General features: G+C 34.2%; 33 protein-coding genes. All 33 read left to right on the top strand.

The window, feature by feature from the left end; translation table 11 throughout:
* The first annotated feature begins 129 nt into the window (after nt 1-129).
* The 33 genes from rpsJ (at nt 130) to ACLUJM_RS05570 (ending at nt 16612) form a co-directional block, all read left to right on the top strand.
* Nucleotides 130-438 (top strand): 30S ribosomal protein S10, encoded by a 309-nt coding sequence (gene rpsJ, locus ACLUJM_RS05730; RefSeq protein ID WP_002836107.1) that lies wholly within the window; start codon nt 130-132, stop codon nt 436-438.
* A gap of 74 nt (nt 439-512) precedes the next feature.
* Nucleotides 513-1142, top strand: a complete 630-nt coding sequence (rplC, locus tag ACLUJM_RS05725) for a 50S ribosomal protein L3 (protein WP_412412417.1) — start codon at nt 513-515, stop codon at nt 1140-1142.
* A gap of 15 nt (nt 1143-1157) precedes the next feature.
* Nucleotides 1158-1781, top strand: a complete 624-nt coding sequence (gene rplD, locus ACLUJM_RS05720) for a 50S ribosomal protein L4 (protein ID WP_412412416.1) — start codon at nt 1158-1160, stop codon at nt 1779-1781.
* Nucleotides 1781-2071 carry a 50S ribosomal protein L23 gene (gene rplW, locus ACLUJM_RS05715; RefSeq protein ID WP_412412415.1) on the top strand — a complete coding sequence of 97 codons (291 nt, stop codon included), beginning with the start codon at nt 1781-1783 and terminating at the stop codon, nt 2069-2071. Before rplD ends, rplW begins: the two co-directional genes overlap by 1 nt.
* Before the next feature lie 16 nt (nt 2072-2087).
* Nucleotides 2088-2918 (top strand): 50S ribosomal protein L2, encoded by an 831-nt coding sequence (gene rplB / locus ACLUJM_RS05710; RefSeq protein ID WP_110058298.1) that lies wholly within the window; start codon nt 2088-2090, stop codon nt 2916-2918.
* Nucleotides 2919-2930: 12 nt separating this feature from the next.
* Entirely contained in the window at nt 2931-3215 is a 285-nt protein-coding gene (gene rpsS / locus ACLUJM_RS05705; protein ID WP_002836113.1) for a 30S ribosomal protein S19, read from the top strand.
* A gap of 17 nt (nt 3216-3232) precedes the next feature.
* Nucleotides 3233-3571: a 50S ribosomal protein L22 gene (gene rplV, locus ACLUJM_RS05700; RefSeq protein ID WP_002836114.1), complete on the top strand. Its 339-nt coding sequence runs from the start codon at nt 3233-3235 to the stop codon at nt 3569-3571.
* 11 nt (nt 3572-3582) lie between these two features.
* Nucleotides 3583-4317 (top strand): 30S ribosomal protein S3, encoded by a 735-nt coding sequence (rpsC, locus tag ACLUJM_RS05695; protein WP_294684907.1) that lies wholly within the window; start codon nt 3583-3585, stop codon nt 4315-4317.
* Nucleotides 4318-4338: 21 nt separating this feature from the next.
* Nucleotides 4339-4782: a 50S ribosomal protein L16 gene (gene rplP, locus ACLUJM_RS05690; RefSeq protein WP_002836117.1), complete on the top strand. Its 444-nt coding sequence runs from the start codon at nt 4339-4341 to the stop codon at nt 4780-4782.
* Nucleotides 4772-4978, top strand: a complete 207-nt coding sequence (gene rpmC, locus ACLUJM_RS05685; protein ID WP_002836118.1) for a 50S ribosomal protein L29 — start codon at nt 4772-4774, stop codon at nt 4976-4978. Before rplP ends, rpmC begins: the two co-directional genes overlap by 11 nt.
* A gap of 5 nt (nt 4979-4983) precedes the next feature.
* Nucleotides 4984-5238: a 30S ribosomal protein S17 gene (rpsQ, locus tag ACLUJM_RS05680; protein ID WP_002837391.1), complete on the top strand. Its 255-nt coding sequence runs from the start codon at nt 4984-4986 to the stop codon at nt 5236-5238.
* 24 nt (nt 5239-5262) lie between these two features.
* Entirely contained in the window at nt 5263-5631 is a 369-nt protein-coding gene (rplN, locus tag ACLUJM_RS05675) for a 50S ribosomal protein L14 (protein WP_002836120.1), read from the top strand.
* Between the two features lie 18 nt (nt 5632-5649).
* Nucleotides 5650-5958 carry a 50S ribosomal protein L24 gene (gene rplX, locus ACLUJM_RS05670; protein ID WP_412412414.1) on the top strand — a complete coding sequence of 103 codons (309 nt, stop codon included), beginning with the start codon at nt 5650-5652 and terminating at the stop codon, nt 5956-5958.
* An 18-nt stretch (nt 5959-5976) separates the two neighbouring features.
* The gene (rplE, locus tag ACLUJM_RS05665) at nt 5977-6519 is read left to right on the top strand and encodes a 50S ribosomal protein L5 (RefSeq protein WP_002836122.1); all 543 of its coding nucleotides are present in this window, start codon (nt 5977-5979) and stop codon (nt 6517-6519) included.
* A 12-nt stretch (nt 6520-6531) separates the two neighbouring features.
* Complete coding sequence (locus ACLUJM_RS05660; RefSeq protein ID WP_002836123.1) at nt 6532-6717, top strand: type Z 30S ribosomal protein S14; 186 nt, start codon at nt 6532-6534, stop codon at nt 6715-6717.
* A gap of 21 nt (nt 6718-6738) precedes the next feature.
* Entirely contained in the window at nt 6739-7134 is a 396-nt protein-coding gene (rpsH, locus tag ACLUJM_RS05655) for a 30S ribosomal protein S8 (protein WP_002836125.1), read from the top strand.
* A gap of 26 nt (nt 7135-7160) precedes the next feature.
* Entirely contained in the window at nt 7161-7700 is a 540-nt protein-coding gene (gene rplF / locus ACLUJM_RS05650; RefSeq protein WP_294684916.1) for a 50S ribosomal protein L6, read from the top strand.
* A gap of 14 nt (nt 7701-7714) precedes the next feature.
* Nucleotides 7715-8077 (top strand): 50S ribosomal protein L18, encoded by a 363-nt coding sequence (rplR, locus tag ACLUJM_RS05645; RefSeq protein WP_094203273.1) that lies wholly within the window; start codon nt 7715-7717, stop codon nt 8075-8077.
* A 20-nt stretch (nt 8078-8097) separates the two neighbouring features.
* Nucleotides 8098-8604 (top strand): 30S ribosomal protein S5, encoded by a 507-nt coding sequence (gene rpsE / locus ACLUJM_RS05640; protein WP_294684918.1) that lies wholly within the window; start codon nt 8098-8100, stop codon nt 8602-8604.
* Nucleotides 8605-8617: 13 nt separating this feature from the next.
* Nucleotides 8618-8800: a 50S ribosomal protein L30 gene (gene rpmD, locus ACLUJM_RS05635; protein ID WP_094203274.1), complete on the top strand. Its 183-nt coding sequence runs from the start codon at nt 8618-8620 to the stop codon at nt 8798-8800.
* 11 nt (nt 8801-8811) lie between these two features.
* Nucleotides 8812-9261, top strand: coding sequence for a 50S ribosomal protein L15 (rplO, locus tag ACLUJM_RS05630; RefSeq protein WP_002836133.1), 450 nt, complete (start codon nt 8812-8814; stop codon nt 9259-9261).
* A gap of 1 nt (nt 9262) precedes the next feature.
* Nucleotides 9263-10537 (top strand): preprotein translocase subunit SecY, encoded by a 1275-nt coding sequence (gene secY, locus ACLUJM_RS05625; protein ID WP_412412413.1) that lies wholly within the window; start codon nt 9263-9265, stop codon nt 10535-10537.
* 10 nt (nt 10538-10547) lie between these two features.
* A complete protein-coding gene (locus ACLUJM_RS05620; protein WP_294684920.1) occupies nt 10548-11195 on the top strand; it encodes an adenylate kinase in 648 nt (215 codons plus the stop codon).
* Nucleotides 11196-11200: 5 nt separating this feature from the next.
* Nucleotides 11201-11485 carry a KOW domain-containing RNA-binding protein gene (locus ACLUJM_RS05615; RefSeq protein ID WP_002836136.1) on the top strand — a complete coding sequence of 95 codons (285 nt, stop codon included), beginning with the start codon at nt 11201-11203 and terminating at the stop codon, nt 11483-11485.
* Nucleotides 11466-11681: a translation initiation factor IF-1 gene (gene infA, locus ACLUJM_RS05610; RefSeq protein ID WP_002836137.1), complete on the top strand. Its 216-nt coding sequence runs from the start codon at nt 11466-11468 to the stop codon at nt 11679-11681. The genes ACLUJM_RS05615 and infA overlap by 20 nt, the downstream gene beginning before the upstream one ends.
* A gap of 14 nt (nt 11682-11695) precedes the next feature.
* The gene (gene rpmJ / locus ACLUJM_RS05605; protein WP_002836138.1) at nt 11696-11809 is read left to right on the top strand and encodes a 50S ribosomal protein L36; all 114 of its coding nucleotides are present in this window, start codon (nt 11696-11698) and stop codon (nt 11807-11809) included.
* 12 nt (nt 11810-11821) lie between these two features.
* Nucleotides 11822-12172, top strand: coding sequence for a 30S ribosomal protein S13 (gene rpsM / locus ACLUJM_RS05600; RefSeq protein ID WP_002836139.1), 351 nt, complete (start codon nt 11822-11824; stop codon nt 12170-12172).
* Nucleotides 12173-12187: 15 nt separating this feature from the next.
* Nucleotides 12188-12595, top strand: coding sequence for a 30S ribosomal protein S11 (gene rpsK, locus ACLUJM_RS05595; protein WP_002836140.1), 408 nt, complete (start codon nt 12188-12190; stop codon nt 12593-12595).
* A gap of 55 nt (nt 12596-12650) precedes the next feature.
* Complete coding sequence (locus ACLUJM_RS05590) at nt 12651-13604, top strand: DNA-directed RNA polymerase subunit alpha (RefSeq protein WP_094223068.1); 954 nt, start codon at nt 12651-12653, stop codon at nt 13602-13604.
* 13 nt (nt 13605-13617) lie between these two features.
* The gene (rplQ, locus tag ACLUJM_RS05585) at nt 13618-14013 is read left to right on the top strand and encodes a 50S ribosomal protein L17 (protein ID WP_094223069.1); all 396 of its coding nucleotides are present in this window, start codon (nt 13618-13620) and stop codon (nt 14011-14013) included.
* A gap of 127 nt (nt 14014-14140) precedes the next feature.
* On the top strand, nt 14141-14575 hold the full coding sequence (locus tag ACLUJM_RS05580) for a hypothetical protein (RefSeq protein WP_412412412.1): 435 nt from the start codon (nt 14141-14143) through the stop codon (nt 14573-14575).
* Nucleotides 14576-14676: 101 nt separating this feature from the next.
* Complete coding sequence (gene rpsD / locus ACLUJM_RS05575) at nt 14677-15273, top strand: 30S ribosomal protein S4 (RefSeq protein ID WP_294684923.1); 597 nt, start codon at nt 14677-14679, stop codon at nt 15271-15273.
* Between the two features lie 103 nt (nt 15274-15376).
* A complete protein-coding gene (locus ACLUJM_RS05570; protein WP_294684924.1) occupies nt 15377-16612 on the top strand; it encodes a peptidoglycan binding domain-containing protein in 1236 nt (411 codons plus the stop codon).
* Nucleotides 16613-16890 lie beyond the last annotated feature (278 nt).

Genomic DNA, 16890 nt, shown 5'->3' with positions numbered 1-16890 from the left:
TACAAGATTAGGGCGATGGGTTAAACTTTTTAAAAAAGTTTTTTAAATTTTAGGTCACTGTACACCCGGGAGGGTGTATGAACATAACCCAGCAAGACGCTTCTTCAAAAATTTAGAGGAGGTGCCTAAATGGCAAATCAAAAAATCAGAATCAGACTAAGAGCTTATGATCACGAATTAATCGATCAATCAGCTCAAAAAATCGTTGAGGCAGCTAAGAGAACTGACGTTAAAGTTTCAGGTCCTATTCCGTTGCCAACAGAAAAAGAAGTTATTACAATCTTAAGAGCTGTTCACAAGTACAAAGACTCAAGAGAACAATTCGAACAAAGAACACATAAGAGATTAATCGATATCATTAATCCTAACGCAAAGACATTGGAAGCGCTTAAAAAACTTAACCTTCCTGCCGGCGTAGATATCGAAATTAAACTTTAATCTTAGTATGATTGTAAAGCAATCCGCTGTAAGTAAATTTTAATGTGGATATCACACTATAGGAGGTGTACTCAATGAAGAGTATTTTAGGTAAAAAAATCGGAATGACTCAAATCTTCGACGAAGATGGTACTGTTGTTCCAGTAACTGTCATTGAAGCGGGTCCAATGGTTGTTACACAAATCAAAACTAAAGAAAAAGAAGGATATAACGCAATTCAAGTTGGTTACATTGAAAAGAAAGAAAAACATGTAAACCAACCAATGAGAGGTCATTTTGGCAAAGCAGGCGTTTCATTCAAGAAACACTTACAAGAATTCAAAATTAATGATGACGAACAATTCAACCTTGGCGATGAAATCAAATTAGATATTTTCAAAGACGGAGACGTTGTGGATGTTATCGGTATTTCAAAAGGTAAGGGAACTCAAGGTGCAATAGTTAGACACAACTATTCAAGAGGACCTATGGGACACGGTTCTAAATCACACAGAGTTGCAGGTGCAAGAAGTGCCGGATCTTATCCAGCAAGAGTTTTCAAAGGACGTAAAGGTTCTGGAAAGATGGGTCACGACCGTGTAACTGTTCAAAACTTGAAAATTGTTAAAGTTGACAATGAAAGAAACTTACTTCTTATTAAGGGAGCTGTTCCAGGAAACAAAGGTGGAGTAGTTACTGTTAGAGAAGCTATTAAGTCAAAATAGGAAGGAGGATGAAACATGCCTAAAGTTCAAATTTTAAACCAACAAGGAGAAAATGTTGGAGAATTAGAATTAAATGAAGCCATTTTCGGCGTTGATGTTAATGAGCACGTTGTTTACGAAGTAGTTAAAAACCAACTTGCTAATAAAAGACAAGGCACACAATCTGCTAAAACTCGTAGTGAGGTAAGAGGTGGAGGAAAGAAGCCTTGGAGACAAAAAGGTACAGGTAGAGCAAGACAAGGATCTATCAGATCTCCACAATGGAGAGGTGGTGGGGTAGTATTCGCTCCAAAACCTAGAGATTACAGCTACGCTGTTCCTAAGAAAGTTAGAAGACTTGCAATCAAATCAGTATTAACTGACAAAGTTAATGACAATGAAATGATCGTTTTAGATAAATTAAGCTTAGATGCTATTAGCACTAAAAAAGCTGTTGAAGTATTAAAGAATATTAAAGCAGACAAGAAAGCTTTAGTAGTTGTTGATAAAAATGATGATACACTTTACAGATCATTTAGAAACATTGAAAATGTAGCTATTTGTGAAGCTAGATTAATCAATGTATATGATTGTTTGAAATACAACTCATTAGTTATTACAACTGATGCTGTTAAAATTCTTGAGGAGGTGTTTCAATAATGAAATCACCATATGATATTATTTTGAAACCAATTATTTCTGAAGATTCTATGGAAAAAATGGAAGACAAGAAATATGTATTCAAAGTAGATAAAAATGCGAATAAAATAGAAGTCAGAAACGCTATCGAAAAGATTTTTGATGTTAAAGTAAAATCTGTTAACACTATGAACGTTAAAGGAAAAGTTAAAAGAATGGGCGCTCACAGTGGTAAGAGATCTGATTGGAAGAAAGCTATAGTTGCATTAACAGAAGATTCAAAAGAAATTGAATTTTTCGAAGGAATGTAATTAAGGGGGTAAAAACATGGCAATAAAAAAATATAAACCGACTTCTGCCGGTGTACGTGGTATGAGTGTTTTATCATTTGATGAAATCACAAAAACTACTCCTGAAAAATCATTAACTGTTAGCTTAAACAAATCTGGCGGAAGAAACTCTTATGGTAGAGTAACTACTCGTCACAGAGGCGGCGGAGCTAAGAGAAAATATAGAATTATAGATTTTAAAAGAAACAAAGATGGTATTAAAGCTGTTGTTAAATCAATCGAATACGATCCAAACAGAACAGCAAACATCGCTTTGTTACAATACGAAGATGGTGAAAAGAGATACATCATCCAACCACAAGGACTAAAAGTTGGAGATGTAGTTGAAAGTGGTGCTGATGTAGATATCGTACCTGGTAATGCTCTTCCATTGAGAAACATTCCAGTAGGTACTACAGTTCACAACATCGAAATGAAAGTTGGCAAAGGAGCTCAATTAGTTAGAACAGCTGGTGCTGAAGCACAACTTATGGCTAAAGAAGGTAAATTTGCTCAATTAAGATTACCATCAGGAGAATTTAGATTAATTCACCTTGACTGTAAAGCTACTGTAGGTCAAGTTGGAAATATCTCTCACGAATTGGTTACAATTGGTAAGGCTGGACGTAACAGACACTTAGGTAAGAGACCTTACGTAAGAGGTTCAGCAATGAACCCAGTAGATCACCCTCACGGTGGTGGTGAAGGTAGAGCACCAATCGGTAGACCAGCTCCTTCAACTCCATGGGGTAAACCAGCACTTGGACTTAAGACTCGTAAGAAAAACAAAAAGTCTAATAAGTACATTGTAAGAAGAAGAAAGAAATAACGGAGGGATAGAATGAGTAGATCACTTAAAAAAGGACCTTTCTGCGATGAACACTTAATGAAGAAAGTGGAAGAACTTAACAAAAACGATGAAAAGAAGATTATTAAAACTTGGTCTCGTCGTTCTACAATATTCCCTAACTTCGTAGGTCACACAATTGCAGTTCACGATGGAAGAAAGCATGTACCTGTTTATATTACTGACGATATGGTTGGTCATAAATTAGGAGAATTTGTTCCTACAAGAACATACAAAGGTCACATTAAAAACGAAAAAACGAGTAAGGTTCGTAATTAATATAAGGAGGTATGACAATGCAAGCTAAAGCTATAGCGAAATATGTACGTATTTCTCCTCTAAAAGTTAACTTTATATGCAAAGAAATTAGAGGTAAACAAGTTGATGAAGCCCTTGCTATATTGAAATTCACTCCTAAAAAAGGTGCTAGAATTTTAGAAAAAGTGCTAAATTCAGCAATTGCAAACGCAGAACACAATTTTGGATTAAACAGAGAAGATCTTTTTGTATCACAAGCATACGCTAATAATGCTCCAGTAATGAAAAGATGGAGACCAAAAGCTAAAGGAATGGCTTATCCAATCCTTAAAAGATCAAGTCATGTTGGCGTAGTTGTAGAAGAAAGAGAATTATAAGGAGGAGTCTGATGGGTCAAAAAGTTAATCCTAAAGGATTAAGAGTTGGTGTTATCAAAGACTGGGATTCAAGATGGTTTGCAGACAAAAAAGATTTTGGTGATTATTTAGTAGAAGATCACAAAATTCGTGAACTAATCAAAAAAGAATCTTTCAGCGCTGGTATTAGCAGTATAGCCATCGAAAGAGCATCAAACAAAATTAAAGTAACTATCAACACAGCTAAACCTGGTATGGTAATTGGCCGTCAAGGTGCTGGGGTTGAAGAATTAAAGAATAAATTAGAAAAATTAACAGGTAAAAATTTAATCATAAATGTAGAAGAAATTAAGTTCCAAGACTTAGATGCACAATTAGTTGCAGAAAACATTGCATCACAATTAGAAAGACGTATTTCTTTCAGACGTGCAATGAAACAAACAATGCAAAGAAGCATGAGAGCAGGAGCTTTGGGTATTAAGACTATGGTTTCTGGTAGACTTGGTGGAGCTGATATGGCAAGAAGCGAAGGATACAGCGAAGGAACTATTCCTCTTCAAACTCTAAGAGCTGCAATCGACTATGGATTTGCAGAAGCAGACACAACTTATGGTAAGCTTGGTGTTAAAGTTTGGTTATACAAAGGTGAAATGTTACCTGGTATGACAGAAGAAGATTTACCTGTTTACAAAAACAAAAAGAATGACAAAAACAGAAAAAGAAGAAACAATAACAGAAAAGGTAAATCCCAAGCAGCTAAAAACTAATTCGAGAGGAGGAAATATTCTATGTTAATGCCTAAAAGAGTAAAATACCGTAGAGTTCACAGAGGCAGAATGAAAGGTAAAGCATTAAAAGGCAATACTTTAACTTACGGTGATTATGGTATACAAGCGTTAGGTTCTTGTTGGTTAACAGCTAATCAAATAGAAGCAGCACGTCGTGCAATGACAAGATATATAAAAAGAGGCGGTAACATCTGGATCAAAGTTTTCCCAGATAAGCCAGTGTCAAAGAAGCCTATCGGTATTCGTATGGGTTCAGGTAAAGGAGCTCCAGAATATTGGGTAGCAGTAATTAAACCAGGTAGAGTATTGTTTGAAATGGCAGGTGTTCCTGAAGATGTAGCACGTGAAGCTATGAGACTTGCACAACACAAACTACCTATCAAAACTAAATTTATAGCTCGTGAAGAGTTCGGAGAAAAGGACGGTGAAGCTGATGAAAACTAAAGAAATTCGTAATCTATCAGATCAAGATTTACAAAAACAATTAGAACAATCTAAAAGTGAATTGTTTAATCTACGTTTTCAATTAGCTACTGGGCAATTAGAAAACCCTATGATGATAGGACTTGTAAAAAAAGATATAGCTCGTATTAAAACTATTATTAGAGAACGTGAGCTAAACATTGGTAAGGAGGCTTAACAATTATGGAAAGAAATATGAGAAAAACCATAGTTGGTATAGTTGTTTCAGATAAGATGGATAAGTCAATTGTTGTAGAAGTTAAGACACTTGTCAAAGATCCTAAATACGGTAAACAATTAAGAAAAACAACTAAGTTTAAAGCACACGATGAAGAAAATATCGCTGGTATTGGCGATAAAGTTAAGATAATGGAAACAAGACCTCTTTCTAAGACAAAGAACTGGAGACTTGTAGAAATTATAGAAAAAGCTAAGTAATTCTTATTACGAAAGGAGAATTTTATGATTCAACAAGAAAGTCGTTTGAGAGTTGCAGATAACTCTGGTGCAAAAGAACTACTAGTAATAAGAGTTTTAGGTGGTACTAAAAGAAAGTACGCAGCTATCGGAGACATCGTAGTTTGCTCAGTTAAATCTGCACAACCGGGCGGTATGGTTAAAAAAGGTGATGTAGTAAAAGCTGTTATCGTAAGAACAACTAAACCATTGGGAAGAGCTGATGGAAGTTACATCAGATTTGACGATAACGCAGCTGTAATTATAAAAGATGATAAAAATCCAGTGGGAACAAGAATTTTTGGTTCAGTAACTCGTGAATTAAGAGCCAATAACTTCATGAAAATCATCTCATTGGCACCTGAAGTATTATAATTGGAGGTGTAAAGAGATATGAAGATTAAAAAAGGAGATACTGTAATAGTAATTTCTGGTAAAGACAAAGGTAAGACTGGAAATGTTATTGAAGTATTAGCCAAAGACAATAAAGTGATAGTAGAAGGAGTTAATATAGTTACTAAACACCAAAAAGCTAACGGACGTGGTGCTGAAAGTGGTCTTATTAAAAAAGAAGCTGCTATCGATGTTTCAAACGTAATGTATTATGATGCTAAAAACAAGAAAGGCACAAGATTAGGTTATAAGTTTGAAGACGGTAAGAAAGTTAGATTTATGAAATCTAACAACGAAACTATTAAGTAACATAAGGAGGGTATAAACTTGACTTCCAGATTAAAAGAAAAATATACAAATGAAGTTGTTCCTTTCTTGGTTGAACGTTTCAAATATGAAAACATCATGCAAGTTCCAAGATTGGAAAAAATCGTGCTTAACATGGGTTTAGGTTCTTCAAAAGAAAATCCTAAGGCTATCGAAAGTGCTGTCAAAGAATTAGAAACAATTACAGGACAACACCCAATTGTAACAAAAGCTAGAAAATCTATCGCTAACTTCAAACTAAGAGAAGGTATGAATGTTGGTGTTAAAGTTACATTACGTGGTGAAAAAATGTATGATTTCTTAGATAAATTTATGAACATTTCTCTTCCACGTGTAAGAGACTTTAGAGGTATCTCTTCTAAATCATTCGATGGTAGAGGAAACTATGCTGTAGGTATCAAAGAACAATTAATCTTCCCTGAAATTGAATACGATATGGTAGATCAAATTAGAGGTATGGATATTGTGGTCGTTACTACTGCAAACACTGACGAAGAAGCTAAGGAATTATTAGACAAAATGGGAATGCCATTTAAGAAATAAGGAGGAGTTTTAGTGGCTAAAAAATCAATGATCGCAAAACAAAAAAGACCTGCAAAGTTTAGCACAAGAGAATATAACAGATGCAAAATTTGTGGTAGACCTCACGGATATTTAAAGAAATATGGCATCTGCCGTATATGCTTTAGAGAATTGGCTTATAAAGGCGAAATCCCTGGCGTAAGAAAAGCAAGCTGGTAAGAAAGGAAGGAGGAAGCTTTTATGATGACTGATCCTATAGCAGATATGCTAACAAGAATAAGAAACGCAGTTAATGCGAAACATAAAGTTGTTGAAGTTCCTGCATCTAATATCAAAAAATCAATAGCTCAAATTTTATTAGATGAAGGATTTATCGATGGTTTCAATGTTACTGATGATGGTAAACAAGGAATCATTACAATAGATTTAAAATATGGTCCTAACGAAGAAAAAGTAATTTCAGGTATCAAGAGAATATCTAAACCTGGACTTCGTGTCTATGCCAGAGCAAATGAAGTTCCTAAGGTTTTAGGCGGACTTGGTATTGCTATTGTCTCTACATCAAAAGGCCTTGTAACTGATAAAGTTGCTAGAAAAGAAGGTATTGGTGGAGAAGTAATTTGTTACGTATGGTAACACAAACATTATAAGGAGGTTTGACCATGTCAAGAATTGGATTAAAACCAATTGAAATTCCTAATGGCGTTGAAGTAAAAATAACTGAAGACAATTTGTGTACTGTAAAAGGACCAAAAGGTGAATTAGTTGAACAAATGCCAAAGGAAATGATTATCAAAGTAGAAGATAATACAATCACAGTTTCAAGACCTTCAGACATTAAAAAACACAAATCACTTCATGGTTTAACAAGAACTCTTGTTTTCAACATGATTGAAGGTGTTACTGAAGGATATAAGAAAACTTTAATTATAGAAGGTACTGGTTACAGAGCAGCTAAACAAGGTAAGAAATTAGTGTTAAACTTGGGATATTCTCACACAATTGAAAAAGAAGATCCAGAAGGAATCTCAGTAGAAGTTCCAGAACAACACACATTAATTATCAGTGGTATCAACAAACAACAAGTTGGTAACTACGCTGCAAAAATCAGAGACTTAAGAGGACCTGAACCATACAAGGGTAAAGGTATCAGATATGAAGATGAACATATTAGACGTAAAGTCGGTAAAACAGGTAAGTAAGAAAGGAGTAAGGTATGTTTAAGAAAATTGATAAAAATGCAAATAGAGTTAAAAGACATCTACGTATTCGTAAGAACCTTACAGGAACTTCTGAAAAACCAAGATTATGCGTATTCAAGTCTAATACTAACATCTATGCACAATTAATCGATGATGTTAACCACAACACATTAGTAGCTGCATCAACATTAGATAAAGATTACAAAGGTGAATCAAAATCTAACATGGAAGCTGCAAAACTTGTTGGTGAATTAATCGGTAAGAAAGCTATCGACAAAGGCATTGAACAATGCGTATTTGACAGATCTGGATATTTATATCACGGAAAAGTTAAAGAATTAGCTGAAGGTGCTAGAAGCGCCGGACTTAAATTTTAGTGCAAGGGAGGTATTTAGTATTGGAACTTTTAAATAAAGAAGTAGAAGGTTTAGAATTAGAAGAAAGAGTTGTAAATATTAACCGTGTAGCTAAGGTTGTTAAGGGTGGTAGAAACTTTAGATTCGCAGCCCTTGTAGTAGTTGGAGATAAAAACGGACACGTTGGTGTTGGTATTGGTAAAGCACAAGAAGTACCAGAAGCTATTAGAAAAGCTAGCCAAGATGCTAAAAAACACATCTTCACAGTTCCTATCGTAAACACAACTATTCCTCACCAAGTAACAGGAATATTCGGTGCTGGTAGAGTATTATTAAAACCAGCTGGAGAAGGTACTGGAGTTATCGCCGGAGGACCTGTTCGTGCGGTATGTGAATTAGCAGGTATCAAAGACGTTCGTTCTAAATCATTGGGAACATCAAACCCTCAAAACATTGTTAATGCAACTGTAGAAGGACTTAAATCACTTAAGACAGCTGAACAAGTAGCTAAATTAAGAGGAAAGTCTGTAGAAGAAATTTTAAAATAAGGAGGGCTTTTAAGTGAGTAAATTAAAGATCACTCTTAAAAAGAGCAAAATCGGTAGAATTGAAAAACACATTAGAACTTGTGAAGCCCTTGGACTTCATAAAATCGGACAATCAGTAATCAAAGAAGACAATGATGCAGTACGTGGAATGATTAGACACATTGCATTCATGGTTGACGTAGAAGAAGTTAAGTAGGAGGTGTTATAGTGAAATTACACAACTTAAGACCTGCTAAAGGTGGAGAAGTAAAAGCAAGAAAAAGAGTTGGTAGAGGTTACGGTTCAGGATTAGGACACAATGCTGGACGTGGTAGAGACGGACAAAACTCAAGATCAGGCGGAGGCGTAAGACCAGGATTTGAAGGGGGTCAAATGCCTTTATTCAGAAGACTTCCTAAGAGAGGCTTCAAAAACCACTTCGCAAAACAATACGCTGAAATCAACATCAGAGACTTAAATTGTTTTGAAGATGGAGACGAAATAACACCAGAAATCCTAGCAAACGCAGGATTCTTTAAGCCAGTTAAGGCAAAAGACGGCGTTAAGATTTTAGGTGACGGAGAATTAACTAAGAAATTAACTATAAAAGCTAATAAATTTACTAAATCAGCTGAAGAAAAAATTACAAAAGCCGGAGGAAAGGTAGAGGTGATTTAAGATGCTTAAAACCTTAAAAGACGCATGGAAGGTTTTAGACATTCGTAAAAGAATCGGCTTTACTCTACTAATGGTTGTAGTTTTTAGATTAGGTAATGCAATACCGGTTCCTTTTATGGATAAGGCCATCATTAAACAAATAATGAGCGGTCAAGAAGGCGGAATAGTTTCTTTATTGAACCTATTAAGTGGGGGATCATTGAGACAAATGAGCATATTTGCTCTTTCGATATACCCTTACATTACCGCTTCAATCATTCTTCAACTTTTAACAGTAGCATTTCCTAAATTAGGAGAACTTACACGTGAAGGTGAAGAAGGAAAGAAGAGAATGGGTAAATACACTAAGATCTGTAGTATAATTTTGGCATTCATTCAAGGATATGCTACAGTTAATGGTTTATTTAACAGAGCAATCGTAGACAAAAGCTTCTTAACAGGTTTTGTTATATTAATAAGCTTGGTAGCAGGATCAATGTTTCTAGTATGGCTAGGAGAAATGATTACTGAAAGAGGTATCGGTAACGGAATTTCAATCTTGATTTTCTTAGGTATCATTTCAAATATGCCAAGACAAATCGGTACAATGATTTATCAATCTAGACAAGGAATGTTATCTTGGTGGAAAATATTACTTTTCGTACTAATAGCGATTATAATATTAGTAGTAGTGGTATTAATAAACCAAGGTGAAAGAAGAATTCCTGTACAATACGCAAAAAGAGTAGTTGGAAGAAAAATGTATGGTGGTCAATCAACTCATATTCCAATCAAAGTTAATATGGGTGGTGTAATGCCAGTAATCTTTGCATCAGCAATATTACAATTACCACAAACAATAGCATTATTATTCGGCAAAGACATGCCAGGATGGTTAGCCCACATATTCACAGTACAAACAACATCAGGGTTAGTAATCTTCTCAATAGTAAACATGCTATTGATTATAATATTCGCATTCTTCTACTCAGCAATTCAATTCAACACAGTTGAATACGCTAAAAACTTGCAACAATACGGTGGATTCATCATGGGAATTAGACCTGGTAAACCAACAGGCATGTATCTAAAGAAAATTTCTGATAGAGTAACATTTATAGGCGCAATCATATTAGCGATAGTTGCATCAGCACCAATGATAATATCAAAAGCTATAGGAATACAAATCCTATTCGGTGGTACATCAATCATCATCGTAGTAGGTGTAGTATTAGATACTGTAAAACAAATGGAAAGTATGCTAACTATGAAACACTATAAAGGATTTTTGAAATAAGGAGTTTATAATGAGATTAATATTATTAGGACCTCCGGGAGCAGGTAAAGGAACTCAAGCTAAAAGAGTTATCGAAGAATTTGATATTCCTCACATTTCAACAGGAGATATTTTCAGAAAAAATATCAAAGAAAAGACAGAACTAGGTCAAAAAGTTGAAGGATTACTTGCAGAAGGAAAACTTGTACCTGATGAATTAACAATAGAAATAGTTTGGGATAGATTAGATCAAGAAGATTGCAAAAATGGATTCTTACTTGACGGATTCCCAAGAACAATCCCTCAAGCCGAAGCTCTTGATGAAGGACTAGCTAAAAGAGGATTGAAACTAGATCGTGTATTGAACATTGACGTTGACAAAGATTCTCTTGTAAAAAGATTATCTGGAAGACGTGTATGTCCTAACTGTGGTGCAAGCTATCACATTGACAACAACCCTCCAAAAGTTGAAGGAATTTGTGATGTATGTCAAACTCCAATTATCCAAAGAGAAGACGACAAAGAACAAACTGTACTAGACAGAATCAAAGTATATGATTCTCAAACTAAACCTTTAGTAGACTTCTACAACAAACAAGATTTAGTATTCACAGTTGACGGAACTCTTCCAATAGATGAAATCACTAATAAGTTAGTAACAGAATTAAAAAAAGGTTAGAATTAATGAGCCAATACAACAAACTTGAAACAGGACAAGTTGTTTTAAGTACTTGTGGTCGTGATATGGGCAAACTACAAATGGTTTTGGAAATTCTTGACGATTCTTATGTATTGGTAGTAGATGGAAAACAACGTAAAATCGAAAAACCAAAGAAAAAGAAGATTAAACATCTTCAAAAATACAACAAAAAGTTGCAATTAGAGAATTTAACAGATAAGAAACTAAGATATATGTTAAACAATTTAAAAAAGGAGGATCAAGACAAGGATGTCCAAAGAAGTTATTGAATTAGAAGGAACAGTAGTAGATGCTCTTCCTAATACGGTATTTAAGGTAGAACTTCAAAATGGCCATGTAATAACAGCTCATATTTCAGGCAAATTAAGAATGAATTATATAAGAATTCTTCCAGGAGACAAGGTAACGGTAGAACTATCACCATACGATTTGGATCGTGGAAGAATAACATGGAGAAAGAAATAAACGGAGGTTAAGCAATGAAAGTAAGACCATCAGTTAAAAAAATGTGCGAAAAGTGCAAGATTATAAAAAGAAAAGGTCGTGTTATGGTTATTTGCGATAACCCTAAACACAAACAAAGACAAGGTTAGTAGGAGGTATAAATGGCAAGAATTCAAGGTGTCGACTTACCAAATGACAAACGTGTAGAAATAGGACTAACTGCAATTTATGGAATAGGTAGACAATCATCAAATAAAATCTTAGCTAAATTAGGAATCAATCCTGACACAAGAGTAAAAGATTTAACAGAATCTGAATTATCTGATATCAGAACTGAATTAGATAACTATCTTACTGAAGGGGATTTACGTCGTGATGTAGCAATGAACATCAAAAGATTAAAAGAAATCAACTGCTACAGAGGATCAAGACACAAAAAAGGCCTTCCAGTAAGAGGACAACATACAAAGAACAATGCAAGAACTCGTAAGGGTCCTAGAAAACAAGCATAGAGAGGGGGGAATTAATTGGCACTAAAAACTAAAGGCGCAAAACGTAACGTTCGCGGTAAAAAAAGAGTAAAAAAGAATATTGAAAAAGGTCAAGCACACATTTCTTCTACATTCAACAACACTATGGTATGTTTAACTGACCTTAACGGTAACGTATTAAGCTGGGCTTCTGCTGGACAATTAGGTTTCAGAGGATCTAGAAAATCAACTCCATACGCTGCACAACAAGCTGCTGAAGAAGCTGCTAAAAAAGCTATGGAACACGGATTAAAAACTGTTGAAGTATATGTAAAAGGACCAGGTTCAGGAAGAGAATCTGCAATTAGAAGTTTGCAAGCTTCTGGACTTGAAGTTAGCTCTATCAAAGATGTAACTCCAATCCCTCACAACGGTTGTAGACCACCAAAGAAGAGAAGAGTATAACACATAGGCTTAATTCAGGATATCCTGATAGGACTTGTCGAAGGAGGCTGTATTTATGACTGAACAATTAGATACTAAAATAAAAATCGTTGAATTAGATGAACAAAATAATTACGGTAAATTTGTCATAATGCCACTGGAAAGGGGATATGGAACTACTCTAGGAAACTCTCTAAGAAGGGTTTTATTATCATCATTACCAGGAGCTGCTATATCAAAGATAAATATCCAAGGTGTAGCTCATGAAATGTCTACGATTAAAGGTGTCAAAGAAGACGTACCTGAAATAATTTTGAATTTAAAAGGTATCGCTGTAAAGAAATACAATGAAGAACCAATCTCATTAAACGTAGACATAAAAGGTCCATGTGTTCTAACAGCTAAGGATATTTTAGTTGATACTGACTTGGAAGTTAAAAACCCAGACCATTACATTGCAACACTTAATGAAGACGCTTCATTGGAAATGCAAATCACAGTTATCAACGGAAAAGGCTACAAAATATCTGAATTTAACAAAACAGACGAAGATATTATAGGAGATATCGCCATTGACTCACTGTTTAGCCCTGTGAAAAAGGTAAATTTCACAGTAGATAATGCCAGAGTTGGCCAAGTAATTGATTACGATAAGCTTACTATAGAAGTGTGGACTAATGGAACAATTAGACCACAAGATGCCTTAAGTGAAGGAAGCAACATTCTAATCAATTGCCTGGAATTATTCAGTGAATTACCTAACTACGAGTGTAATACAAACAGTGATGACGAAGACAATCAAAAAGATAAAGAAACTCAAATGGGCATCAATATCGAAGAATTGGATTTCTCATTAAGATCATTCAACTGTTTGAAAAGAGCAAATATCAATACTGTAGGAGATATCGTATCTCATACAAAAGCGGATATGATGAAAATAAAGAACTTTGGTAAAAAATCCTTAGACGAAGTTGAAGAAAAACTTCAAGAAATGGGCCTTGCATTTAAACAAGAAATAAAAGACGAATAAAGGAGGATAGACATTGGCTAACTTAAGAAAATTAGGTAGAAGAACTGATCACAGAACTGCAATGTTAAGAAACCTAGTTCAATCATTGTTCGAAAACGGAAAAATCGAAACAACAGTAACTCGTGCTAAAGAAGTTAGAAGAGAAGCTGAAAAGATGATTACACTTGGTAAAAAAGGTGATTTGAGCTCTAGAAGAGAAGCTCTTAAATATATATACAAAAAAGACGTTGTATACACATTGTTTGAAGAAATCGCACCAGTTTATGCTGACAGACAAGGTGGATACACTAGAATCTTAAAATTAGGACCTCGTAGAGGAGACGGTTCTGAAATGTGTATACTTGAATTAGTAGATTACACTAAGAAAGAATCCTCAAACGAAAAAGAAACAGTGAAAGCTGACAAATAGAAAATAACTAAGCATTTGCTTAGTTATTTTTTTATGCTCAATTGTAAGACGAAAAGAATAGGAATATAATTAAATTAAGAATACTTAATTATCTAACCATCAATATTCAAAATTATTGGGAGAAACAATGAACAGAAAAATTTTAGCAGTAGTATTATTTATATTCCTACTAATAGCTATAATAGGTGGAGAAAAGACAGTATCCAAACAAATTCAACAAGAATTATCCAAAAACAACCAAGAAGTTGCAACATCTGTAAAATTCACATACACAAAAAAAGGGAAGAAAGTTACAAAAGAACTTACTAGCTCAGAAAAAAACGAACTAGCTAGAATAATGAATGAAAACAAAAAGTATGTAAAAGATCAAAGATTAAAAAGCATATTTGACAACTACTTTACATTAGTAGGAAATAATGGAAAAAGAAAGGTCGCAGTTTCAGTAAATATTGAAAAAGATGGTGTCGTAATAGATGATGCAATCCTTGAAAAAGGAGCTACACTTAACAAAGACCATGAACTTGCAAAACAATACATCAAATTCATCGAAAATTTGCATTAAAATTATTCCAAAATTGTTGAAAAACAAATCACTAGATGATATAATAGCGTTGGCTTAAAAAATTATCGCGGCAAATAATTTTTTAATGGAGATGAATATTAATGGCAAGAATGATGGGACCTAGATTTAAACAATCTAGAAGATTAGGTCTTAACGTATGCGGTCACCCAAAAGCTAACAAAAGAATGGGTAAAGGACTTGGAAGAAACGACAAGAAGTTAACTGAATATGGTATGCAACTTCTTGAAAAACAAAGATTAAGAGCATATTACGGAGTAAACGAAAAACAAATGCACAAATACTTCGAAAAAGCCCTTAACAACAAAGAAGGTCTTACAACAGGGGATGTAATGGTAAGACAATTAGAAACTAGATTAGATAACCTAGTTCTAAGAGCTTCATTTGCATCATCAATCAGACAAGCAAGACAAATGGTATCTCACGGTTTAATCAGAGTAAACGGTAAAAAAGTAGATATCCCTTCTTTCCAAGTAGCTGAAGGATCTGTAATTGAATTGAAAGAAAAATCAAGATCAAATGAATTGTTCAAAGAAAACTATGAAACAAACTTTGCACAATCATTACCTTACATTGACAAGGAAGAAAACTTCAAAGTAACATTGACAAGACTTCCTGAAAGACAAGAAATTCCGATCGAAATTACAGACTCATTAGTAGTAGAGTTATACTCAAGATAATGAAAAGGCAAGTAGCAATACTTGCTTTTTTTATTTGCAATCATTGATATATACTCCGATTAAAAGTACAATAATATTAATTACGAAACTAAAGGAAAATCAAATGAAAAAAAGAGCACTCATAACAATAATACTATTCTTGTTTCTGGTGTATTTCAGTGCTACGACATTCTTCACATTCTACGCACTACCCAACACCTACGTCAACGGATATAATATGAGCTTTGTCGAAAAATCCAAAATAGTCGACAGAAATGCAGACATAAAGACACTAATCATAAACGCATCAGATAACCGCAAACTTGTAATCGATGCACAAGAAGTGGAGTTCAACCTCAAAATCCCTGAAGATTTCAGAATAGAACAAAATCCATTCTCTTGGCCGTTGGCCTTCTTTGACACCAAAAAATACAACATTAATTTCGACTACACAATTGACCAAGACAAACTCAACAAGAAAATTTATCAGGCAAAACTAAACCAAAACGCTAAGAAATCATATAATGCATATATAAGCTACTTGGAAGACGAATACACAATAATACCTGAGCAAGTCGGAAATGAAATAGACACCAATAAACTCAAAGACACCATCATCAAATCCCTCTTAGAGCAAAAAGAAGACATCGCACTAAAAGACGAATACATCAAGCCAACAGTATACTCAAACAGCTGGGACATCATACGAGCAAAGAATAAACTCAACAAACTCAAAGACATAGAAATAAGCTTTGATTTTAATGACACCATCTACAAACTAAAAGGAAGACAACTTAGAGATATGATGGAGTTTGATGAGAAAAAAGGATTTGTCTACAAAGACATTGAAATCGAACAATACGTTGACTATTTGAAAGAACTCACAGACACATACAATAAAAGTCGCAGTATAACAACAGTTGAAAACAAACAAATAAAACTTTCTGCAATAGACTATGGCTGGGAAATCGACAAACACAAAACAGTAGAGCTAATCAAAGAAACAATAGATAACGCAGAAAACCAAACCATAGAACCAGTGTATAACAGACAAGCAAAATCCCGACTCAAAAACGACATCCAAGACGAATACATCGAAATCGACCAACAAAACAAAACACTTTACTACATCAACAACTACAAAATCCAAAAAAGTATCCCCATCAAAATCAACAAAAAAATCCAAGCTGGAATCTACAACCTAGACACCAAAGCAAAAGGATACTCCAACAACTACACATTGGGATTTTACACAAACACAATATCCAACAACAAAGACGCAACAATCTTAACAAATAAGAACCTATTAGAAAGCATATACTTCGATGCAGAAGACAACATAGCAGTAATAGTATATTAAAGTAAAATAAAAGTAAAAAAATTTTAAAATTCACTTGACATTACAGTGTAAACTTGATAATATATATAAGCACTCAATTGTTCAGTGAATTTTTTAATTAAAATAAAATCAAAAAAACACTTGACAATAAAGAAATACAAGAGTATAATGTAATAGTTAGCTCACAAAATGTGAAGAACGAGTAAAACTCTGTAAAACACATTTTAACATATATTTCGTGAGTAATAGAACCTTAATAAATTAAATAAAGTAAATACTTTGAGAGAAGTACAAACCAA

Source organism: Finegoldia sp., from assembly GCF_046991905.1.
Classification (GTDB): Bacteria; Bacillota; Clostridia; order Tissierellales; family Peptoniphilaceae; genus Finegoldia.
This window is presented reverse-complemented; position numbering and strand designations above follow the sequence as displayed.